Origin of the sequence: Psychrobacter faecalis, assembly GCF_016107575.1 — a bacterium.
Taxonomy (GTDB): domain Bacteria; phylum Pseudomonadota; class Gammaproteobacteria; order Pseudomonadales; family Moraxellaceae; genus Psychrobacter; species Psychrobacter faecalis.
Genome location: NZ_JABAST010000008.1, coordinates 15,327 through 37,702 on the forward strand (window position 1 = coordinate 15,327; position 22,376 = coordinate 37,702).

Here is a 22,376-nt window from a genome sequence, read left to right on the forward strand (position 1 = left end):
AATCAGTCATCTTCAGATAAAATATCATGATAAACTGGGAACTTAAGCGCTAGCTCTTCATCATCCAGTTCACTTTGACTTCTCGTGCTTTTTTTGGTCGTAGGCAGTTGAATTAACTCACCTTTTTTAAACTTGCTTTTCTGCCTGTCCTGTCGCTCCTCATCTTTAGCTAACCTTTTGTTATCATTGATATTAGCTAACTGAGCTGACTTGCTTTTAAATGCTGTTGGTTTAGCCTTCATAGCTTCTTTTATGATTTTTTCATTTTCTCGTTCAAGGGTTTCTAATGCGAAACTACTTTTAAGCTCTTGATTGGCAGCTGTTTTTTTCTGCTCTTCTTGTATTTGCCACACCTCCCAAAAACTACAGCCCTTAAACTCTCTTGATCTATCGGATAAATGGGCTTTCCAATAATTGAGGCTACCTTGTTCATAAAAGATAAAAATTGTATTTGCATCTAAAGGATCGTAAGCAACTTTAATCGATTTAGGTCTATTGATTGTGTTTTTCCGATGAAGCCAGCCTTTTTCTCTTATTTCAGCACAAATATAGTAATTACCAAAGAGCTTGATACCTAAATCTGAAATGCTGGCTTTTTTTTGAGGTAATAGCGCTATGTATAAAGCATCCGCTGAGACAGCACGAAGCCTACCTGTTCGATGTTGTAACCCCCACTTCCATAATTCAATAGGAACTAGAGGTAAGTCAGATGGCATATCACTATCTCTATCATAGTGACTTAATTGATGAGCATTGTTATGCATCAAAATTGAATTAATAAGAATTTTTTTTAAATCTGAAATTGTCAAAGCAGCATCTAATCGGTAGTCGTTGCCACCTTTTTTCTTCTCTTTAACCCCTGTGACTACTCCTGGCGCAAATGGTTTGAACTTTGCCTGCATGGTTTTAAAGTAACGCTCCACAATAGGCTTTAAGTCGCCACGATAAGGAGGGGTATTCTCTACTCGAACTGAAAAGCTTTTTTCCAAGGTCTCAATTTGATGACCTAGTAATTCTCCACGATCTGCGAGAATTGCATCTGGCAAGCCTATACATGGCCAATCGTCAGCTGTGATATTAATACCATTATTTTTACAGTAACTTTGTTTATCCGCTACTGCCATCTCTAAGGCTTGAATACTCGTGGCATAGGAAGGGTTTTCAAATCCAATATAAAAACCTGCTACCATGCGGCTAAACACATCTGTAACGAAGTAAATAACTGGACGACCTACAATACTCTGCCTATCTGAATCAGATACTAGATAAATATCTGCAATAGTAGCGTCGATCTCATAGCGTGAACCAGGGCCAAGAACTTGAGTGTTAACAGTCGAGCTTAACTGTCTCACATCTTTGTTATAACTGATTTTATTATATCTGGCTTTGAGTTTTTGAACGGAAGTAAAGTTCTTGTCATAAAAGTATTTAAACTGCCAGATACTAGGAAAGTCCTCTTCTTTAACATCTGGATTTAAAGAGCGATACATTGTTTTAAATTTTCGGTAAGCATAGACGACTGTATGCTTGCTATCGTTTAATAAGTACTTATTTATAGTGATTGAGAAGAGCCTTTCTACATCTTCATTAATAACGGCAGTAACCCCTTCCTTATAGAGCCTAGGCCTACCTAGCTCTTTATCTTTAGCAATACGCTTTTTTCCTTTCGCTCCAGAATTTTTATAGTTCGGAAGTAGAGCATTAGGTACTTGGCCTTTTTGCCAATACCTACGAAGTAACCGATATAGCGTTTGCTTTGTACTTCTTTTAGAGTCAACAATCTCATTAATGAAATTTGCACGTTCCTCTGGAAGGTAATATAAAGGGTGACTTACAATAGGCTTAATAAGCTCATAACTCTCATCTCGTTTTAACTGAGCTTTACTGCCATCTTTTGGAGTTTGTAACAGTAAACTCTGATGAGGGTCGTCAGTGATATAACACACACCCTCTTCAATCAGATTCACTAGATCCTTCATAAGTACAAGTTCAGGCAATGCGGATGTACGATCAATCTCAATCCAAACAACTTGCTCTGGTAAAAGGCTTAGTATTCTATACGTTGAACCTTGATTACTATAGACATCATTGATTCGCAACATATCCAAGCTCCTCAGTCATTAAGTCCCAATAATGAGAGTTACTTATTTGAATGTCGCTACACTTTAGCTTTCTGAAGCCTATGCGAAGGTCGAATGTGAAGAACCTCAGCCCTAATAGCGTTCTCAACTCATTAAGCGAACTGCCTACCTCACTGAAATATGCAGTATCAATATCTTTGCACACAGCGATAATGCTTTTTTCAGGATATTTGGTAAATTCCTTAGCGTAAAAATTCAGACTGTCTTGAGTATCAACTGACCTATTTAGAGTAGTTTCTGGATATAGCCATTTAATGTTATTTTGAACGTCTATAGGTATGTCTTTTTCAGTGATTATCTGCCACGAAATGCCTTTAGAGTGCCAGTATCGACGCTCTATCTCTAGTTTCTCTAGAGTTCTGGGCTTCATTAGATCTTTTGAATATTTTGCCTGCAAAACAAATTGGCTAAGCTCTTTATCAGAGCTCACAACATAAAAGTCTGATGTCATAACATGAGTATTGCCTCTAATAGCAGGATGCTTTACTTGCATATTCTCTGCAATCTGAAGGGTTTCATCAAATTTAAGAGGAAATTGCTCTCGAATATCTATTATTTCTTGACTCCATTCAAGAAATAGAAATGTTGCTAGCTCTAAATCAGACATTAAATGGTGAGTACGTCTTGTTTTGTGACCGAAAACCCTATGGGATCGACCTGACGACGATATATCAGATATTTTTATCCAAGGTTTGTACTCGGCAAACTCCCCCTGACCTCTACCTTCTTTAAGCCACTTTTCTTGTTTTTTTGAAAGCATAAAAAACCCCTGCTAAAGTTATATAAACTTTAGCAGGGGGTAATAGCGGAGTCAACAGTATGATACTTTATTACTCAGTATGTATCTTTATTACTTAGTATGATACTTTATTACTCGCGTACAAAGCTTTCAGAATCAATCACTTATCCTACTCGACCGTGACTGATTTTGCGAGATTACGTGGCTGATCGACATCCGTACCACGCATCACTGCTACATGATAAGACAGCAGTTGCACAGGTACGCTATAAACGATAGGGGCAAGCGTCTCGCAAACCTCGGGGACATAAACCACGTGCATTCTATCTTCTGCGACCATCTTGCTTTCTTCACTAGCAAATACAAACAGCTCACCGTGACGCGCATGTACTTCTTGCATGTTGGCTTTTAGCTTATCAAACATACTGTCTTTTGGCGCGAGCACCACGATTGGCATGTCTTTATCGACCAACGCCAATGGACCGTGCTTTAGCTCACCTGCCGCATAGCCTTCTGCGTGAATATAAGAGATTTCTTTTAGTTTCAGCGCGCCTTCTAAGGCGATTGGAAACTGTAAGCCACGACCTAAGAATAAGCAGCTTTTCTTATACTCAAAATGCTCACTCATGACTTTGATAGGCGCATCGAGTTGTAAGCTGGCATGTAGTTGCCCGCGTAGCTCTTGTAATTTGCCTAACAAGGTGGTTAATTTTTCACCTGTCATACGCGCTTGTACAACACCCACTTTTAACACCAGTAACATCAACGCGGCAAGCTGAGTGGTAAAGGCTTTGGTCGAGGCAACGCCAATCTCAGGGCCGGCAAGCGTTGGTAAAAAGATATCGGTTTCACGCACCAAAGATGAGGTCGGTACATTACATAAAGCCAAGCTGACGAGGCCTGCTGGCGTGTGCTTTTGAATATCACGAAGTGCCGATAAGGTATCCGCCGTTTCGCCCGATTGCGAGATGCAAATGACCAAGGTGTCATCGACGACCACTGGATTGCGGTAGCGGAACTCACTAGCAACCTCAACCGAACACGGCAAACGGGTTAGGCTTTCAAACCAATATTTCGCGACCAAACCTGAATGATAGCTGGTCCCACAAGCGATGACTTGAACGTTCTTGATACCTTTTAACTGTGCTTCATGACGCTGCAAAAAGTCATCGCGCAGCTTAGATGGCGCATCACTATCTAAAGCCATCTCAATCGTACGGGCAACTGCATCTGGCTGCTCATAGATTTCTTTAAGCATGTAATGCTTAAATTCACCTTTATCAGCATTATGCTGGGCGGCATCAATCTCATGTATCTGACGTTTTACTTTTACGCCATCGGCATAAACTTCAATACTATTACGGGTTAATTTGGCGATATCGCCTTCTTCTAGATACATAAAGCGATTGGTCACGGGCAAAAGCGCCAATTGATCAGAGGCAATAAAGTTCTCACCGATACCTACACCGATGACCAAAGGCGAACCTAGACGCACGGTAATCAGCTCGTCTGGGCAATCAATGTGCAAAATGCCAAGGGCAAACGCGCCATGTAATAAAGGAATAACGGCACGCACAGCTTCCAGTAAATCAGGCGTATTTTTGTAGATATCATTGATTAAATGGGCGACGACTTCGGTATCAGTTTGCGAGGTAAACTCGTAGCCTTTAGCAATCAGCTCTTCTTTTAGCTCAGCATAGTTCTCAACGATACCATTATGGACCACGGCAATTTTACCAGATACGTGCGGATGAGCGTTGCGCTGCGCAGGTTCGCCATGCGTGGCCCAGCGCGTATGTGCAATACCGATATGACCATCGAAAAATTCAGGATTGACGGCGACGGCATCGACCAGCGCTTGTACTTTGCCCACTTGGCGCTCACGATGCAGCTCGCCATCACGGATAACCGTCAGACCAGCAGAGTCATAACCACGGTATTCTAGGCGTTTAAGGCCTTCAAGTAAGATATTGGCAATATTCCGCTCAGCAACTGCTCCAACGATTCCGCACATAATTATTCCTTAAATTTTATGTTCTCATACCATGTGATTTTGAAAGATACTGATACATGGACAATCATTAATCTATAAATATAAATAAGCAGCACCACAAATCATTGTCGTACTGCTTTAGTGGTCTTACCATCATTTTTATCAAGTTAACTATCAGCGCCGCCTTTATTTTTTAGTCGGACGCTGAAAGTCATCTTTCTGGGTTTGGCGCGCACGTCCAAAGGCTAAGGCGTTATCATCGACGTTTTTGGTAATCACTGAGCCTGCCGCAACCGTAGCGGTATCACCAATAGTAACTGGCGCAACCAAGCTGGCGTTAGAGCCGATAAAGGCATTGTCTTCGATGATGGTTTGCGATTTATTGACGCCGTCGTAATTACAGGTAATCACGCCCGCACCGATATTGACATTTGTTCCAACCGTCGCATCACCCACATAACTTAAATGATTGACCTTGCTACCTTGGCCGATAATCGATTTTTTAATCTCGACAAAATTGCCTACTTTACTGTTATTAGACAAAACAGTATCAGGGCGCAAGTGGGCGAAAGGTCCAATATCGACGCCGTTTCCAATTTGAGCACTGTCAATGACGCAGTACGGCTTTAGGTGACAGGCATTGCCAATGTGCGCATTTTTAATCACACAGCCAGCTTCGATATAAACGTTATCGCCTAAGACGCAATCACCTTCAAAGACCACGCCCACATCGACGAATACATCTTGTCCTGCGCTCAAGCTACCACGAATATCGACGCGAGTAGGGTCTGCAAACTGCACGCCAGCTTCTTGTAAGTCTGCAACCAACTTACCTTGCCATGTACGCTCTAAGCTGGCAAGCTGCTGGCGGTTATTGACGCCTTCAATCTCAAAGCCATGCTCAGGCTCAATCGCGACAATATTAATCCCTTCAGCGACGGCCATTTTAACGATATCGGTGAGATAATATTCTTTTTGCGCATTGTCGTTAGTCAGCTTCGGCAGATATTTATGCAATAACGCATTATCAACGCAGTAAATACCGCTATTAATCTCTTGGATTTTTTGTTCATCGGCGCTGGCATCTTTTTGCTCAACGATGGCTTCAATATTGCCGTCTTTATCACGTTTGATACGGCCGAGACCAAAGGGATTTTCTACCGTCAAGGTCAACATTGACATACCGTCAGTATTGGCAGATTTTAAAGCTGTTAACGTCTGGCAGCTGACCAATGGCACATCGCCATAGAGAATCAGACTTTGGCCTTCTTTTGGTAATTCGGACAGGGTGACTTTTACTGCATGGCCCGTTCCTAACTGTTCAGTCTGGGCAACCCACGTAATCGGCAAATGCGCATATTGCTCATTAATATCTGCTTGCACTTGCTCGCCGCCAAAACCATGGACGATGATGGTGTCATCAACGGTCAATTGATGACAAGTATCAAGCACATGACCGAGTAACGACTTGCCAGCCAGTGTCTGTAGCACTTTTGGCTTGGCTGATTGCATACGCGTGCCTTTACCAGCCGCGAGGATAATTACTGAAAGAGGAGCTGTCATAGTATTCCTAAAAAAGAGCCTACAAATGTAACAAAATATACTTCTGAATTATAACGCAAATTACGATTTAACCAAAACGCTATGTCGTGACATCTTTGTAAACTGATTATGACATTAGCTGTCTATAGATATAAATTAAACAGCAGGCGTTCAGAAAATCTAACCGCTAAATAGGTGAGCGATATAAAAGGCGATAAAGCAGAAGTATTTATGGTAAAAACGTTTATTTGAGGCTTAAAGGATAAGCTTAAGATTAAAAGGTAAAAGAGAAGATAAAGGTATAAATAATTACCCAAACGGCTGCTGCCATCACTCCCGCAATAATATCATCGAGCATAATACCGAGGCCGCCTGCGACTTTTTTATCTGCCCAACCAATCGGCGGCGGCTTAATAATGTCAAAAAAGCGGAATAATATAAAGGCGATAATAATCGCTACGATAGTAGGTATTTGGATGATATTTTGCCAAAAGCTGCCGTTAGCGATACCCATATAAGACAGCGGCAGTAGGGTAAGCCACATACCAGCCCACTCATCCCAAACAATATGCGGATTATCGTGACCGCCCATCAGCTCTGAGGTACGACCGCATATCGCATTACCAAGGAAACAAGCTAAAATAGTAATCATCAAAAACGGCACAAAACCTAAGCTAAGCAGCGGTATAGCGACTATTAATCCACCAACTGTACCCCAAGTACCGGGTGCACGGCGCGGCAGACCGCTGCCTAGACCGATACCAAGCCAATAAACCAAACGATCAAGCGCACTGGCATTGGCGGGTAGAGGCGGGCAATCATTGGCTTGTCGGATATCAGGCTTAGATAGGTTGTGATCAATCATGGGTTAACCTGCAAAATGTTGGTAACCCGTCAGATTGGGCCAAGTAGGAAATGGGGCGGGATGCGTCGCTGTGACTGGCTGTCCTTGATAAAAAATCTCTGGTTGTACATTTTTAGCACCATCTGTCTTATTTACGGCTATGACTTCACCGATACAGGTGACATGCGTGTCGCTATTATTATTAATCGGTGGCTCGATATGGGCAGGCAAGGTAAAAGCCAGCTCATAATCATCGCCGCCCGCCAACTGACATAATAAGCGCTCAGATAGACCAACGCTTGATAATGCTTTACTGGTAGGCAGCTGCTCAAGGTGAATGCGCATACCAATGATACTTTGCTCACAGATATGGCTAAGGTCTTGATACAGACCATCAGAGATATCTATCATCGAAGTTGCGCCAATTGTCGCCACTGCTGCCCCTAAGGCAATACGTGGCGTTGGCATATGCAGCCGATGGGCAAGCTCAATACCGATAGCATTATTAGGATGCTGTAGCGCATAAGCAGCATCGCCAAGCGACCCCGAAACATAGATTTTATCGCCGACTTGCGCGCCCGAGCGGTAAACAGCTGGCGTAGCCGCATCAAGCAATCCTTGCGCGCTGACACTGAGCACTAAGTTATCACTGCGCGTGGTATCACCACCAATAAGCGTGACACCAAATAGCTGGCAGGCGTGAAATAAACCTTTAGCAAATTCAGTCAGCCATTGCTCATTCGCCAAACGCTCAGGTAAGGCCAATGCCAATAGAATACTATGCGGCGTTGCGCCCATCGCGGCAATGTCGGAAACGTTAACCGCGACCGCTTTATAGCCGATTTGAAAGGCTAACTGGTTTACGTCATTCCAATCAGCACTAAAGTGCCGCCCTTGAACGAGGGTATCAATACAGCTAACCAAGCGCGCACCTACAGGCAAGCTCATTACTGCCGCATCATCGCCAATGCCTTTTTCGACATTGCGTGCTTCGGCAGTGCTGGACGATGACGGTGCAGCTTGCATTTGCGAAAATATACGCTCAATCAGCTCAAACTCGTTCATGGCTAGTCTTTATTGTTTTCATTAGGAGTAACAAGGTTTGAATCATGTAAGCCTACGTCAGCTGCGTCACTATTCTCATCATAGCTAACATCATTGGTAGATGTGTTTTCTTCTACAGCGCTTTCTTCTGCAGATTTGTCATTAACAATATTATTTGGCGCTTCATTTTTTGCGGCGTCATTTTTCTTATTGATCTTATAGTCCATAATATTCGCTAGCGCTTTACTCGCGCTATTACGTTTAACACTGGCATTATTGGCACTGATACGTGGTTTGTTTGAAGCAGTTGCAGTTGACGTACTATCGATATCAGATTCAGCAGTGCTTTGACTAGCTTCTTCAACAGCTGCAGATTGAACTTCAGCCTGCTTAGCATTTGCTTGAGTCGCCGCTTTTTGTGAGGTGCGCAGATTGGCTTTGCTATCGGCATCGACTTCAAGCGCGCGCAATTCAATCGCCATTTTATCAAGGACAGCATTAATTAATTTATGGGCGTCAGTAGCGCCAAAGTGATTGTTTAGCTTCATCGCTTCATCAAGCACGACTTTGTAGGGAATCTCTAAGCGGTTTTGTAGCTCATACGCCCCAATCAATAAAATAGCATGTTCAACAGTGTCCAATTTATCAATGTCACGATCAAGATGCCGACTGATTAGCGCATCGAGAGCGTCAATCTGCTCTGGAATATCGCGCATCATTTCATGATAGTAGCCAATATGAACGGTATGCATGGCGTTGCTCGCGCGCGTACGGGCAGCGATATCATGCGGCGCATTGTCCTTCCAGCCAAGCTTACCATCTTTATCAAAACGGCGGTCGGTGACCAACCACTCATATAGGCCTTGCATTGCAAAGCGTCGAGCCTTACGCACAGCGGTGTGGCTAGTCTTATAAGTCGTTTCACTCATATCAAAGGTTTGCTCACCCGCACTACTGCTCGCGATACGAGTAGCTTCAGCTTGTGCATCATTGGCTTGGGCGGTTTGTGCAGCGTTAATGGCGCGCTTGAGTTGGTCAGTCATAGGGGGTCAATACCTAAATTTTAAATAACTATCATTTTAAACATCTATCTTGGCGCAAATAACAGGCTTGGCAAAGACAGCAAGTTGTAAGAAATAGTATAAAGGTTGTTAAATAGTAGACGACTGGCAGGCTGTGACAGTCGGATATTAAAACGGTGTTTTATAGAACTGTTTATAGTGCTTTTTACTATCATATTGGCACTGCGGTCTATATCAAAGGTGATATAAGCCGCAGTGCCATTTAAATGACAAATAACCGTTTATAAAATGAAGACTTAATTACGCGTCATCACTATTATCATAGTCATCAGCAATATCTAGCTGTGATAGAACCGCTAGCATCTCAAGCACCACCATCGCCGCTTCTGAGCCTTTGTTACCGGCTTTGGTACCAGAGCGCTCAATCGCTTGCTCGATGCTGTCAGTGGTTAATACACCATTAGCAACAGGGATATTATAATCAATTGCAACGCTGCTTAAACCTTTGGCAGATTCGCTAGCGACAAAATCAAAATGCGGCGTACTACCACGGATAATCGCGCCTAATGCAATGATGGCATCAAAGCGATCAGATTCAGCGGCGCGCTGAGCAACGAGTGGCAACTCAAACGCACCCGGTACGCGAATCACGGTAATGTTGCTACCCAATACGCCATGACGCAGTAGGGCATCGATTGCACCATCTACCAATGACTCAACGACAAAACCGTTAAAACGACCGACGACGATACCAATGCGCGCATCTTCGTTTTGATGTAAATTGCCATCGATATGGGTAATATCATTGCGCTGCTGTTGTAAATTTGACATAAGAAAATCCTTTGAGTAAGTAGCGTTTAAAACAAAATTTTTATGTAAAATCTCGATTGTTTTCAATAGTTAACTGACAAAAATAAATAAGTAGCGCTATGATACCATTTTTTGCACAGGCATTGATATTTTAGCAATCTTAAAGATTAAAGACGCATCTGTATGCCTTGTGCGGCCATATAAGCTTTGGCCTCTTGCACGGTATATTCGCCAAAGTGAAAAATACTGGCCGCAAGTACGGCATCGACGCCGCCTTCTATTACGCCTTCGGCCAAATGTTGCAAGTTACCAACGCCGCCTGAAGCAATAACCGGCACATTTACGCGGCTGGTAATTTGCTGCATTAAGACCAAATCATAGCCTTTTTTGGTACCATCACCATCCATTGAGGTCACCAATAATTCGCCAGCGCCGAGAGCAGCCATTTTACTTGCCCAAGCCACGGCATCAATACCGGTTGGTTTACGCCCGCCGTGAGTAAAGATTTCCCAACGCGGCATGATGATGCCATCAACCATTATATCTGCAACGCGTTTGGCATCGATAGCCACGACGATACATTGATTACCAAATTTCTGTGCCGCCTCCCCAACGAACTCAGGGGTAAATACCGCTGCTGAATTAATCGCTACTTTATCCGCGCCTGCATTGAGCAAATTACGAATATCAGCGATTTTACGCACACCGCCACCAACTGTGAGCGGTACAAACACGGTTTCAGCCATACGCTCAACGGTATGATAAGTGGTATCGCGATCATCATTGGTCGCGGTAATGTCTAAAAAAGTAATCTCATCAGCACCTTGCTCGTTATAGCGCTTAGCGACTTCGACAGGGTCGCCGGCGTCTTTAATATCGACAAATTGCACGCCTTTGACCACACGGCCATTATCCACATCCAAACAAGGGATGATACGCTTTGCTAACATAGGGTCTTTCACCTTATAATCAATTTATCCGTAAGCGCTAGTCTAGCAAAATCGCCGCCATATCAGGCAGCTTTTCGCAAGATTATTATGCTTTTAACCAAAGTTTGCTCATGCGCGGTACAATCACTGTCATTACCGTCGATATTTATCCTATTTACCTTCTTTTAATTGCCATAAGTGAGATGTCATGTCCGTCTATACCCAGTTAACCGATGACCAGTTTGCCGCTTTTTGCCAGCGTTTTGGCGTCTCATTTGCGCGTGCCATTCCGATTACCCAAGGTATCAAAAACTCTAACTGGTTTATTCAGACGACTGACGATGTAGATGGCGCGCACTCTTATGTATTTACCTTATTTGAAGAGCGTCCACCAGAAGACATCGAAAAAATGGCGGTTATCCTCAATCAATTGGATGGTAAATTGCCAGTAGCGGCGCCGTTAGCATTGCTTGATTTAGGCGCTGATAGCGCAGAAAAACGCTATGTCATACGCTATGATAATAAAGCAATTACCCTCGTACCTTGTTTGGCTGGCGCGCATCCACAGCAAACCACGCAAGCGATGTGTTATGAGATTGGCGCCGCTTTAGCCATGCTGCATGAGACCTTACAAGCACTGCAACCTGCGGAAGAATATGGCGTGCCTTTATACCCATGGGCGGAAGTACGCGACCGTGAAATGCAGTTTATGCCCGGTGACGAAGCCAAGCTCATGAGCGATATTTGGCGCGCTTACTCAGATTTGCCGCTTGCGACGTTGCCAAAAGGCTTATGTCATTTAGACATGTTCGCTGATAATACCTTATGGGACTTATCGTTAAATAATAGCCAAAAAGGCGCAGCGCGTTTAACGGGATTGCTAGACTTTACCGAAGTCAGCGTTGAGCATTATGTGATGGATATTGCCATTACCATTAATGATTTTTGTACGACGTGGGGCGATGCCGAGCAAGGCGAAACCGTCAATTTTGACCGCAGTAAAATGGCGGCTTTTTTGCAAGGCTATGAGTCGAAACGTGCGCTTGGCGAAGATGAAAAACGCGCTTTACCAGTGATGCTCGCCAAGGCGGCGGTGATTTTTTGGCTATTACGTTTAAACGTTATCCACTATAACCGTACCGAAGGTCGGACTGGTGATAACATCATGGTCAAAAATCCTGACCTGATGAAACGCTTGGCGGCTTATCATTGGTCACATGTTGAAAAAGAACAAAATACGGTCTTTGTATTGTTAGATAATGAATCGGCGATGCAAAAAAGCACTCAGATAATCGGTATTTTTAGCAATATCACCCAAGCTGAGCAAGCACGTGATAAATTAAGTAATAGCAGTGATTTTGCAATCAAAGAATATACGCTCGACCAATTGGCATAGATTGTTATTTTTCGACCATTCCTGTATCAAAACCATAAAGGCAAATCCCATGACCGATCAAGTTGATAACTGGCACAAACTGGCGCGCTACGATACCAATATGCAAGGCGAGCTGCATGCCAATCTGCTGCGTAACAATGGCATTACGGTGTCACTGCAACCGCTGAGTGCCATGCCCGGTATGAATTCTGGGATAGTGCTGTGGATACAAGATACAGATTTGGCGCATGCGCAGCGTATTTTGGCGAATATTGACACCGATGGGGCCACGCCTTATGAGATGTTTGATGAAGTATCAGAAGCTACTCTAAACCCTCCTTTAAATTCTGCAAAAGACAACAACGGCGGTGAAGTATAAATGTGTCAACTCTTAGGAATGAACTGTAATACCCCAACCGATATTGGCTTTAGCTTTGCAGGATTTCGTCGTCGCGGCGGCATGACCGACAGTCATGAAGATGGCTTTGGTATTGCGTTTTTTGAGCGCAGTGAATGTGCCAATAATGATAAAACAGCCAATGCTTCGACTGGTTTGCGACTGTTTCATGACAATCGCCCAAGCCATTTATCACCTGTTGCCGACTTGGTGAATAATTATCCGATTAAAGCGATGAATGTCATTGCCCATATCCGTAAAGCAACTCAAGGGCAGAACTGCTTAGCCAATACCCATCCTTTCGTCCGCGAAGTGTGGGGCGAGCAGTGGGTTTTTGCCCATAACGGGCAGATGAATAGCGAATTTATCAAACGCTGTCAGCGCCTGCAAGACAATGGCAATGCCTCACATTGTCAGCCAGTTGGTAACACCGATTCTGAAATGGCGTTTTGCTATTTGGTCAATCGCCTAAAAAGCAGCTTTAAAACCCGCCCAGATGATCAAACGCTGTTTAATTTTTTAACCACCCAATGTCGCTACCTTTCTGCCAACGGTTTGTTTAATTGCCTAATCTCAAACGGTCGGTGGCAGCTGGCTTATGCTGGTAGCTTATTGTTTTATCTCACGCGCAAAGCACCGTTTGGCGAAGCAAAATTAGCAGATGATGATTTGGCCATTAACTTTGGTGATGTGACTACCGACAGCGACAAAGTGACGATATTGGTCACCGTGCCATTGACTGAAAATGAAAAATGGCAACAGTTGGCGGTCAATGAGTGCTTAATATTCCAAGAAGGTGATGTTATTTATAAAGACAGTCCAAGTCAGCGTAAGTTTTTAACCATTGAAGAAGGAATTGCGGTAGCACGCGCGGTTGGAGCGAGTGTTTAGGAGTGGCAAGTATTTAACGTTGATTAAATATCAGTTAGATATAAGCGCCACAACAGCGCTTAAATTTTTCACCTGAGCCACAAATACACGGCTGTTTTTGCGTGACAGTCATAGAAACACTCGGGTCGAGGAAATACCAACGCGCATCGTTGTTCGCTTTGTCTGTTACTTTTACAAAGGCAGATAATTCATGATGCGCCTGTATGCCGTCATCTTTATTATCAGAGATATTAAAGTAAGCCTTAAACTCAACTTGCGCATGGCGTTTACCTAGCTTTGGCGTATGCGTAATGATTTCTAATCCTGCCCAATCTGTCTCTTTTGCCCAAGACTCAATCGCCTGAATATCTAGTAAATTTTGCTGCGCAGGCAAAGTGGTTTTGACGATATATTCTGGTTTAACTAAGACAAAGGCGCTATAACGCGACCGCATTAGACGCTCAGCAGAGTCTGGCTTTGCACCGTCAATTTTATCAGCTTCGTTATTTAAAAGCCCGTCATGATAAGGCTGGCAGCAATCTTGATAAAGTAGCGGTACGCCAATAGCATTTGAGGCTGGGTTAATTTGGCAAGGGCAGATTGGTAGGGAAATTGACATTATTTACTCATGTATTATTCATTTTTTAACGGTTCTATAAATTTTAATTGAGCCAGTTTTTTATCAATTCTGGCCATAGTCCCAGTTTAAGCTTTGCCCAAGGTTCGGGGTCACGCAGCTGCTGCCAAAACTCAGCAAATGGCGGCGCAAAATAGACCAAGAGCGCAAGGATGACGTACAGGAGCAGATACCACCATTTATCTTTATGCTGATAAAACTTCATCGCTGTACCCGATGAGCGCTTCATTTTCATATTGGACAAATTCACACTATATAGCTCATCCAATGCCAAATGTACCATGGCGCCGCCGAATAAAAACAAGCCATAAAACCAACTGACAGTTAGCGGTAAGGCTAAAATATCGTAGCTGACGTAGGTCATTCCAAGCCCTAGTATGGCCATGTAGGGCACCGAATGAATGACGCCGCGGTGTACGGTCATATTGGTAAAAATTGAAAATACCACATAACGCATAAAGCCGTAGCCCGCCAACCATAAAGCTATCAGCGCCAGTAAACTCAGCTCACTGCGCCAATGCATGACCAGACCAAAGGCAAAAATAAACGAGGTAATATTAAACCCAAGCTTAATCGGCGTCGAGTTATCAGAATCCAAATCAGGCAGCAGCCCACCGATAGTGCCGAGTGCCACGCACATCAAAAACCCTGAATCATCAATCAAGCCTGCTTTATAAACCGCAAGACTCATCGTACCACTTGCCATGAATGCAACATTTAAGTGGGTGTTAAAATTTGCCATAAAAACTCATCAATAAATAGCGCACGAAATCTGTATTTCGAGCGGCTTGTCTAGCTGTAAAAAAGCGCTCCATGATACCATAGCCACGCCAGTCGTCTAATAGAGATAATCAATATGACCGCCACTGATTTACCTGCCAAGCCTTATCGAAATACTGCTTTTGATGCATCTATTAATAACCCGTCTGCATACGCCAGCACGCTTGATGACAGCTTTGCTGCTATTGATTGGCAAGCGTCGTGGCTGTGTCACTTAAACCAGTTAGGCTATATAAGTAAAAGCATCAGCCAGCTAAGAGGCTTAAAAAATGACCCTGCTCAGACAGACAAACTCGAACATACGCCTGATATCATCGCCAAGGTTTTGAATACCGCATTACAGAAGCATGCTGACGCCTTACAACAGTCATTACCGCAAACCAAACCTGCGCTAAACAATCAAGCCCAAACCTTAAAATTCGTTTCACAAAATGAGCTGCCAGAAGGCGAAGCGTACGAGCGCTTTATCGGCACCACCGGTAATATCCCGACCCGTGATAATTTGCATGATTTATTTAACGGTAGTATTTGGCTCACCTTTCCAAAGACCAAAGCGCTGCTCAATTATTATCATATGCTTGAGATTAAGGAGCAAGGTATTGGCGCCAGTCGCGGCCGTGTCCGCGATACCATTACCGTTTTTGATGAAAATGGCGCGATATTGGTCACCGCTGAGTCTAGTATCGGTAAGGCATTGGTTGATTTTGATTGGCAGGAAAGTTTGGTTGCACCACGTGACAAATGGGACGAGCCAAAGCAACTTAATAAACAAGCTCAGGCAGCAGTTTATATTTTTGGTCATGCACTGTTAGAGAAGCTACTGCACCCACGCAAAGCATTATGCGCCCATAGTATCGTGATAAATGTCACGCAAGATTTTTTTACCTTGTCGCTATCTGAGCGTATCAATCATTTGGATCAAAAAGTGGCCGATTATATGGACGCGTTATTATCAGAGCCAGATGTTTCCCCGCGCAAACTGTCGCCATTGCCCATTTTGGGCGTGCCACACTATTGGGCAGAAAATGTCCAGCCGAGCTTTTATGAGGACAGCCAAGTCTTTCGGAGCGGTCGTCGTAGTCAAAGTTAAAAGATATGGGCACACCTTGTCCGGTAAACGTTGAATTTTAACTGCTAAAGCATTGTCGTGGTTACGATTGTGCCACGATTCAACACCATCTAGTCGTTAACAAAGTGCTGCTTATTTGTTATGGTAAAAGGACGTTACAGTTAAACGCTAAACAGATGCATATATCTTTTGTTAACGGCGATTTCGTTCACCTCACCGTTATCAATAAATATTTATTCAAATAAAAGCACCGTTAACTATTGTACTTAGCACTTGTTAAAAACGAGCGTTTATTAAAAAATAGTTGTCGCCATTCGATTTAAGCACATTCATTTAAATTAAGAAGAAATAAGCCACCAGTTATCAGCATAAATTGCCATGCATTCACAGTCGTATTAATGGCATAAGGATTTATGCTTAGGATCTATAACAACGATAAGGAAGCTACCATGAGTGATATTTTTAATGTAAAAGATACGATTGACGTCGCTGGCAAGGAGCACGTTTATTATAGCTTGCCAAAGCTGACTGACACTTACGAGAACATCAGCAAACTGCCATTTTGCATGAAAATCGTCTTAGAAAACCTACTGCGTAATGAAGACGACGGGCAATCTGTCGGCAAAAACCACATCGAAGCCGTTGCCAATTGGGACGCTGGGGCAGAAGCGTCAAAAGAAATCGCCTTTATGCCAGCGCGTGTCGTCCTGCAAGATTTTACCGGTGTACCATCAGTGGTGGATTTGGCAGCGATGCGTGATGCGGTGGTTGAGCTTGGCGGTCGTGCTGAGCAGATTAACCCCTTTATCCCAAGTGAATTGGTCGTTGACCACTCTGTACAGGTCGACGCTTATGGCCGCGAAGATGCACTAGACTTAAACGAGAAAATTGAATTTAAGCGTAATAACGAGCGTTATGAGTTTTTACATTGGGGCAAAAACGCCTTTAAAAACTTTGTCGTTGTGCCACCAGCAACCGGTATTGTGCATCAGGTTAACTTAGAATATTTAGCGCGTGTAGTAATGGCTGCTGAAGTAGACGGAGAGCTGACCGCGTATCCAGATACGGTATTTGGTACAGACAGTCACACCACCATGATTAATGGTATTGGCGTACTTGGTTGGGGTGTTGGTGGTATCGAAGCGGAAGCGGCGATGCTTGGTCAGCCATCCTCAATGCTCATTCCACAAGTGGTCGGTTTTGAGCTCAAAGGCAAATTGACCGAAGGCGTGACCGCAACGGATTTGGTACTACGCGTCGTTGAGATGTTACGCGCTCACGGTGTGGTAGGTAAATTCGTCGAATTTTACGGCGAAGGCTTACACAGTATGCCACTCGCTGACCGTGCAACCATTGCCAACATGTCACCAGAATACGGCGCAACCTGTGGTATTTTCCCGATTGACCAAATGGCTATTGATTATCTGCGTCTGTCAGGTCGTGAAGAAAGTCAGATTGAGCTGGTTGAAAAATATGCCAAAGCGCAAGGCTTATGGCATGATGCCGATACGCCGGCTGCGACATATTCAAGTAAGCTTGAGCTGGACTTATCATCGGTGAAACCAGCCCTTGCCGGTCCGAACTTGCCGCAGCAGCGTATCAATTTGTCTGATATGCATGAGAAGTTTGGCGAAACGCTAGAGAAAATGACCAAAGACCGTAAGTCAGAAATTGATGGTAAAGTGCGCTTTGACCAAGAAGGTGCGCAGCAAGAGCAAGCCGATAGACTGTATGCCAAGCCTAATGTCTTCTCTGACGTTAATATCGATGATAAGAGCCACAAACTGCGTGATGGTTCGGTGGTTATCGCCGCGATTACCTCTTGTACCAACACCTCAAACCCTGCGGTGATGATTGGCGCTGGTTTGGTGGCGAAAAAAGCCGCTGCCAAAGGTTTAAAAGCCAAGCCTTGGGTAAAAACCTCATTGGCACCAGGCTCAAAAGTTGTTACCGATTATCTTGAAAAAACCAAACTGATGGATGAGCTAGAGAAAACAGGCTTCTATTTGGTTGGTTATGGTTGTACGACATGTATCGGTAACTCAGGCCCACTCTTAGAGTCGATTGAACAAGGTATCAAAGAAAACGATTTGGTTGCCGCTGCGGTGTTATCGGGTAACCGTAACTTTGAAGGGCGTATTCACTCGCACGTCAAGGCCAGTTACTTGGCGTCGCCACCGCTGGTGGTTGCTTATGCGCTGGCAGGGACGGTCGATATTGACTTGACCACCCATCCGCTAGGACAAGACCAAGACGGTAACGATGTCTACCTAAAGGATATTTGGCCAACGTCCGATGAAATTAATGAACTAATTGCCAATAATATCGACGCCGATATGTTCCGTAAAAACTACGGCGAAGTGTTTGACGGTAGTGCTGCATGGAACGCCATTAGCTCAGCCGATAGTCAGCTGTATCCATGGAGCGAGAAGTCTACTTATATCAAAAACCCACCGTTCTTTGATGGCATGACCATGGAGCCAGAAGGCATTCCTGATATCGAAGGCGCGCGTATCTTGGGTCTATTTGGCGATTCAATCACCACTGACCATATCTCGCCAGCTGGTAATATCGATGCTAATTCTCCTGCGGGTAAGTACTTGCAAGAGCGCGGTGTGATGCCAGCCGACTTTAATAGTTATGGCTCACGCCGTGGTAACGATGCGGTCATGACCCGCGGTACTTTTGCCAATATCCGTATCAAAAACCAGATGATGGGCGGTAAAGAAGGCGGCTATACTTACTACTTTAAAGGCGACAACGCCACGCTTCAAGACGGCGAAGAAATGGCCATCTATGACGCGGCGATGAAGTATAAAGAAGATCAGCGCCCACTTGTGGTACTTGGCGGTGCAGAGTATGGCTCTGGTTCTAGCCGTGACTGGGCCGCGAAGGGTACGATTTTGCTCGGCGTAAAAGCGGTATTGACCAGCTCGTTTGAGCGTATTCACCGCTCAAACCTAGTCGGTATGGGCGTGTTGCCATTAACCTTTAAAGGTGATGAAAACGCCGATACTTATCACCTAGACGGTTCTGAAGTACTAAGTATCACAGGCCTTGATAATGGCGAAAGTAAAACCGCAACAGTGACGGCGACCCGTGCTGATGGTTCAACTGAAACCTTTGAGGTAAACGTCATGCTACAGACGCCAAAAGAGCGCGAATACGTGCGTCATGGCGGCGTATTGCACTATGTACTACGTCAATTGGCAGCTGAGAGTAAAAACGCAGCGTAATATTTAATTAAAGTGAGAATAAGAAAAGCCCAGTCGTGATAACTGGGCTTTTTTATGCGCAATGCTTTTTAATTCGTTATTTTTACCTTTAACCCTTCTCAGTCAACAGTTTAATCCCCAAGCCAATAAACACCACACCACTAATTTTATTTAAAATAGATTCGATAGTTGGATTCTCTCGCAGCTTTTCACTGAATTTTGACGCCAGTAATGCCAAACATAAACACCATATAAAACCAGTGACGGCAAAGGTCAATCCTAAAATGATGAACGACACCATGCTATTGGCATAATTAGGATTGATAAATTGCGGGAAGAACGCCAAAAAGAATAATGCGACTTTTGGATTAAAGGTATTGGTAAGCACGCCCTGTTTATAGATTTGTCCATAATCTAAAAAACTAGTACGAGTAGGATGATCATGGCTGGATAAATTATCGGCCATTAAAGCATCTGGTTTCGTTAGCAGCATCTTTAGGCCTAAATAGCATAGGTAGCTGGCACCAATATATTTAACGACCATAAATGCAGTAGGGGAGTTGGCCAATAAGACGGATAAGCCCAGCGCCGCCAATAACGTATGCACTAAAATCCCTGAGATAATACCGAGCACGGAATAAAAACCCGCCGTTTGCCCCTGTGAAATACTGCGGGTAACGATATACATGCTATCGCTGCCAGGGATCAGGTTTAACAAGATGGCTGCCATGACAAACCCTAGGTAATTCTCAATACCGAACATCGCCAACGTGCCTTTTAGATAATAGGAGAGGCTCTTAGTATAGGCTTGTGCGCGGCGAAATGTCTAGTTTTTCAAGTTCTATTCTTTCAGACTTAAAGTGTTATTAATAAAAAATGGTATCAATAAAACGTGTTGCCAATAAAAAACGCTAGGCGAAAAAAAGCCCAATCACGATATAGTGTGACTGGGCTTTTTGACAAAGTTTAATAAGTATATTGTTCCTTACTTATTTTAGTTCATTTGGCCTTTTAGCGAACGTTATCACCAAGAGTAACGATAGGCTTGTCTAAACGATGGTTGGCTGCTGCACTTCTTGCGCCCATAATAGCAGCGATAAAAGTTAAGATAGTGCTGATTAACCAAAATAGACCACTATATAAAGCTGCTTTACGAGCAACCTCTTCCGCTTGTTGTAATTTTTGTTCAGCGGCTGCTTTTGCTTCAGCGATATTTTGCTCAGTTTTTATTTTATATTCGTTAAATGACTGCTGAACCTCGGTACGAACTTCGATAGCTTGCGCTTCTGTTAGACCTTCTTGTTGCAAACGGGTGATGAGCTCAGGACCTTTTAAGGTCTGCTCGATTGCTGCCATACGCTGTTTTGCATAGTCATCAATATTGCGCCACGTGTCGATATCGGTAAAGTCCATATTGGCTACTTGTGTCTTAGTACCATTGACCAAATCTTTAACCACACGACTGGTTGCTGCGACTTGCTGTTCGCTTAAGTTTTGCGTATTTTTTGCTACCATTGCTTGGATATCTTCTTCACTGATATCTCCTGAAACGCGCTGATAAATCTCCTGCGCTTTTTGCTGTACGCCGTCGTTTTGTGCGGCTTGACCAGCAGCGGCTGCACCGACGGTCGCTGTTGTGGCAGCCGTTTTAGCGACCGTACCAACGGTAGAACCTACCGCATTACCAGCTGTGGTTAAAATCCCAGTTGCGCTACTTAATGTAAAAAAAGTAGTAAACAGTACAATCAAAGCGGCGGTTAGCATACCCGTTAAGGTAGCATCTCTTGGATCTACATCGGTACCATCACCAAATAATGCTTCTGGCGCTGAGAATTTAATTGCAAAGTGACCTGCTACAAAAGCACTGATCAAAGCGGTAATAACCGCATATATACCGCCCGCGATACTGGTACCTTTTAAATCAAACGGTAAAAATGAGCTTAGCACTAAAGCCAAGGCAACCATTGCCATCACGATAATCAATCCCATGACCAAACCGGCAAGTACACCGCGCCAGGAGGGGCGTCTTTGAGGAGTATAAGTAGTTAACATAACCATTCCTTTTTTAAAATTTCCTAATTTTGTATGGGTATTTATAGTTTTCACTCTATGCTTAGAGCAGTTGTACACGTACTTAAATTCACAACCATTGATTGATATTTATCGTTTATTGTTTTTTGCCATCAATTAAAGGTTGTGAACATAATATAAGCATAAGGAATAGAAAGACTTATTAATAATACTGTTAAGTAGAAAAGCATGAGGAATGTGTATTAGAATGTTAAAATAAGTGACAAAATCAACGAAATGTAAGTGTAAGTAAGAAAGAATTAAGCAATTAATATTTGTCTCGTAATGATTTTTTAAAATAGGCGACAAAAAATACAGACAAAAAAAGCCCAGTCACCATATGATGACTGGGCTTTTTTATTGTGCGCTTATTAGTCTAATCTAATACTTAAAGGTACTAAGCAAAAGTGCTAATAAGTGACGCCGAATAGTGGCGTCCCCAGGGGGATTCGAACCCCCGTTACCGCCGTGAAAGGGCGGTGTCCTAGGCCTCTAGACGATGGGGACGCATAGAGTGTCATAACCACTATTTTACAATAGCATTACAACGGTACTTCACAATATCAGAGTGCTTATCTATTAATAGAGCAAGCCTTGCCTAGGTGCTGATATCGTCCTACTAGCGAGTATTTATTCAGGTTTCAGTAAACTGAACGTTGCGATAAATAGTATGGTGGAGCTAAACGGAGTCGAACCGTTGACCCCTTGCATGCCATGCAAGTGCTCTACCAACTGAGCTATAGCCCCTCGCTAAGAGTGTGCGTATTTTAGGTAAGACCAGCAGTCTTGTCAACCGCTATTTTAAAAATAATGCATAAATTTGCAAAAAAAGTTAGTAAAAGTATTTAAATGGCTAATTCTGGGCATTTAAGTACGGAGATTAATATAAAAAAAGGGTC

18 protein-coding genes and 2 tRNA genes are annotated in these 22,376 nt (G+C 43.6%); 5 read left to right on the top strand and 15 right to left on the bottom strand.

The features are described 5' to 3' along the window. Positions 1–2: 2 nt before the first annotated feature. The 9 genes from JFC07_RS04080 to hisF form a co-directional block, all read right to left on the bottom strand. Entirely contained in the window at positions 3–2,102 is a 2,100-nt protein-coding gene (locus JFC07_RS04080; protein WP_198328226.1) for a TnsB C-terminal domain-containing protein, read from the bottom strand. Further along, positions 2,086–2,901, bottom strand: coding sequence for a TnsA endonuclease N-terminal domain-containing protein (locus JFC07_RS04085; protein ID WP_198328228.1), 816 nt, complete (start codon positions 2,899–2,901; stop codon positions 2,086–2,088). The genes JFC07_RS04080 and JFC07_RS04085 overlap by 17 nt, the downstream gene beginning before the upstream one ends. Positions 2,902–3,049: 148 nt before the next feature. Next, positions 3,050–4,894, bottom strand: coding sequence for a glutamine--fructose-6-phosphate transaminase (isomerizing) (gene glmS / locus JFC07_RS04090; protein WP_068407978.1), 1,845 nt, complete (start codon positions 4,892–4,894; stop codon positions 3,050–3,052). Positions 4,895–5,059: 165 nt separating this feature from the next. Beyond that, positions 5,060–6,436 carry a bifunctional UDP-N-acetylglucosamine diphosphorylase/glucosamine-1-phosphate N-acetyltransferase GlmU gene (gene glmU / locus JFC07_RS04095; protein WP_068407979.1) on the bottom strand — a complete coding sequence of 459 codons (1,377 nt, stop codon included), beginning with the start codon at positions 6,434–6,436 and terminating at the stop codon, positions 5,060–5,062. Positions 6,437–6,689: 253 nt separating this feature from the next. Further along, positions 6,690–7,280: a phosphatidylglycerophosphatase A family protein gene (locus JFC07_RS04100; protein WP_068407981.1), complete on the bottom strand. Its 591-nt coding sequence runs from the start codon at positions 7,278–7,280 to the stop codon at positions 6,690–6,692. Between the two features lie 3 nt (positions 7,281–7,283). Beyond that, the gene (gene thiL / locus JFC07_RS04105) at positions 7,284–8,324 is read right to left on the bottom strand and encodes a thiamine-phosphate kinase (RefSeq protein ID WP_068407983.1); all 1,041 of its coding nucleotides are present in this window, start codon (positions 8,322–8,324) and stop codon (positions 7,284–7,286) included. Between the two features lie 2 nt (positions 8,325–8,326). Next, positions 8,327–9,346, bottom strand: coding sequence for a transcription antitermination factor NusB (gene nusB / locus JFC07_RS04110; protein WP_198328229.1), 1,020 nt, complete (start codon positions 9,344–9,346; stop codon positions 8,327–8,329). Between the two features lie 279 nt (positions 9,347–9,625). Further along, entirely contained in the window at positions 9,626–10,156 is a 531-nt protein-coding gene (gene ribH, locus JFC07_RS04115; protein WP_068407989.1) for a 6,7-dimethyl-8-ribityllumazine synthase, read from the bottom strand. Between the two features lie 146 nt (positions 10,157–10,302). Further along, on the bottom strand, positions 10,303–11,085 hold the full coding sequence (gene hisF, locus JFC07_RS04120; protein ID WP_068407994.1) for an imidazole glycerol phosphate synthase subunit HisF: 783 nt from the start codon (positions 11,083–11,085) through the stop codon (positions 10,303–10,305). 187 nt (positions 11,086–11,272) lie between these two features. On the opposite strand from hisF, the gene JFC07_RS04125 reads away from it, so the two are divergent. Genes JFC07_RS04125 through JFC07_RS04135 form a run of 3 tightly spaced genes read left to right on the top strand, consistent with a single transcriptional unit; the run spans position 11,273 to position 13,727 of the window. Continuing rightward, positions 11,273–12,460, top strand: a complete 1,188-nt coding sequence (locus tag JFC07_RS04125; RefSeq protein ID WP_068407996.1) for a homoserine kinase — start codon at positions 11,273–11,275, stop codon at positions 12,458–12,460. A gap of 49 nt (positions 12,461–12,509) precedes the next feature. Further along, entirely contained in the window at positions 12,510–12,818 is a 309-nt protein-coding gene (locus JFC07_RS04130) for a hypothetical protein (protein ID WP_227514998.1), read from the top strand. Beyond that, a complete protein-coding gene (locus JFC07_RS04135; protein ID WP_068407998.1) occupies positions 12,819–13,727 on the top strand; it encodes a class II glutamine amidotransferase in 909 nt (302 codons plus the stop codon). Positions 13,728–13,761: 34 nt separating this feature from the next. Here JFC07_RS04135 and JFC07_RS04140 read toward each other — a convergent pair whose 3' ends face one another. After that, positions 13,762–14,325 (bottom strand): YchJ family protein, encoded by a 564-nt coding sequence (locus tag JFC07_RS04140; protein WP_198328230.1) that lies wholly within the window; start codon positions 14,323–14,325, stop codon positions 13,762–13,764. 43 nt (positions 14,326–14,368) lie between these two features. Then, the gene (locus tag JFC07_RS04145) at positions 14,369–15,085 is read right to left on the bottom strand and encodes a metal-dependent hydrolase (protein WP_068408001.1); all 717 of its coding nucleotides are present in this window, start codon (positions 15,083–15,085) and stop codon (positions 14,369–14,371) included. Between the two features lie 114 nt (positions 15,086–15,199). Between JFC07_RS04145 and JFC07_RS04150 the strand changes: the two genes are divergently transcribed. After that, positions 15,200–16,213, top strand: coding sequence for a DUF3025 domain-containing protein (locus JFC07_RS04150; protein ID WP_198328232.1), 1,014 nt, complete (start codon positions 15,200–15,202; stop codon positions 16,211–16,213). 428 nt (positions 16,214–16,641) lie between these two features. Then, a complete protein-coding gene (gene acnA, locus JFC07_RS04155) occupies positions 16,642–19,428 on the top strand; it encodes an aconitate hydratase AcnA (RefSeq protein ID WP_198328234.1) in 2,787 nt (928 codons plus the stop codon). Between the two features lie 88 nt (positions 19,429–19,516). Here the strand turns inward: acnA and JFC07_RS04160 are convergent, their stop codons facing one another. The 4 genes from JFC07_RS04160 to JFC07_RS04175 all read right to left on the bottom strand — a co-directional run bounded on the left by JFC07_RS04160 (position 19,517) and on the right by JFC07_RS04175 (position 22,224). After that, positions 19,517–20,170, bottom strand: a complete 654-nt coding sequence (locus JFC07_RS04160) for a LysE family translocator (RefSeq protein WP_198328236.1) — start codon at positions 20,168–20,170, stop codon at positions 19,517–19,519. 248 nt (positions 20,171–20,418) lie between these two features. Beyond that, positions 20,419–21,459, bottom strand: a complete 1,041-nt coding sequence (locus JFC07_RS04165; protein WP_068404312.1) for a hypothetical protein — start codon at positions 21,457–21,459, stop codon at positions 20,419–20,421. Positions 21,460–21,908: 449 nt separating this feature from the next. After that, positions 21,909–21,984 (bottom strand) — tRNA-Glu (locus JFC07_RS04170). 164 nt (positions 21,985–22,148) lie between these two features. After that, positions 22,149–22,224: transfer RNA gene (locus JFC07_RS04175), tRNA-Ala, on the bottom strand. Between the last annotated feature and the right edge of the window lie 152 nt (positions 22,225–22,376).

Excerpts from the sequence above, each read along its gene's own strand:
- JFC07_RS04080 (WP_198328226.1), bottom strand. The coding sequence starts at position 2,102 with ATGTTGCGAATCAATGATGTCTATAGTAATCAAGGTTCAACGTATAGA.
- JFC07_RS04085 (WP_198328228.1), bottom strand. The coding sequence starts at position 2,901 with ATGCTTTCAAAAAAACAAGAAAAGTGGCTTAAAGAAGGTAGAGGTCAG.
- glmS (WP_068407978.1), bottom strand. The coding sequence starts at position 4,894 with ATGTGCGGAATCGTTGGAGCAGTTGCTGAGCGGAATATTGCCAATATC.
- glmU (WP_068407979.1), bottom strand. The coding sequence starts at position 6,436 with ATGACAGCTCCTCTTTCAGTAATTATCCTCGCGGCTGGTAAAGGCACG.
- JFC07_RS04100 (WP_068407981.1), bottom strand. The coding sequence starts at position 7,280 with ATGATTGATCACAACCTATCTAAGCCTGATATCCGACAAGCCAATGAT.
- thiL (WP_068407983.1), bottom strand. The coding sequence starts at position 8,324 with ATGAACGAGTTTGAGCTGATTGAGCGTATATTTTCGCAAATGCAAGCT.
- nusB (WP_198328229.1), bottom strand. The coding sequence starts at position 9,346 with ATGACTGACCAACTCAAGCGCGCCATTAACGCTGCACAAACCGCCCAA.
- ribH (WP_068407989.1), bottom strand. The coding sequence starts at position 10,156 with ATGTCAAATTTACAACAGCAGCGCAATGATATTACCCATATCGATGGC.
- hisF (WP_068407994.1), bottom strand. The coding sequence starts at position 11,085 with ATGTTAGCAAAGCGTATCATCCCTTGTTTGGATGTGGATAATGGCCGT.
- JFC07_RS04125 (WP_068407996.1), top strand. The coding sequence starts at position 11,273 with ATGTCCGTCTATACCCAGTTAACCGATGACCAGTTTGCCGCTTTTTGC.
- JFC07_RS04130 (WP_227514998.1), top strand. The coding sequence starts at position 12,510 with ATGACCGATCAAGTTGATAACTGGCACAAACTGGCGCGCTACGATACC.
- JFC07_RS04135 (WP_068407998.1), top strand. The coding sequence starts at position 12,819 with ATGTGTCAACTCTTAGGAATGAACTGTAATACCCCAACCGATATTGGC.
- JFC07_RS04140 (WP_198328230.1), bottom strand. The coding sequence starts at position 14,325 with ATGTCAATTTCCCTACCAATCTGCCCTTGCCAAATTAACCCAGCCTCA.
- JFC07_RS04145 (WP_068408001.1), bottom strand. The coding sequence starts at position 15,085 with ATGGCAAATTTTAACACCCACTTAAATGTTGCATTCATGGCAAGTGGT.
- JFC07_RS04150 (WP_198328232.1), top strand. The coding sequence starts at position 15,200 with ATGACCGCCACTGATTTACCTGCCAAGCCTTATCGAAATACTGCTTTT.
- acnA (WP_198328234.1), top strand. The coding sequence starts at position 16,642 with ATGAGTGATATTTTTAATGTAAAAGATACGATTGACGTCGCTGGCAAG.
- JFC07_RS04160 (WP_198328236.1), bottom strand. The coding sequence starts at position 20,170 with ATGTTCGGTATTGAGAATTACCTAGGGTTTGTCATGGCAGCCATCTTG.
- JFC07_RS04165 (WP_068404312.1), bottom strand. The coding sequence starts at position 21,459 with ATGTTAACTACTTATACTCCTCAAAGACGCCCCTCCTGGCGCGGTGTA.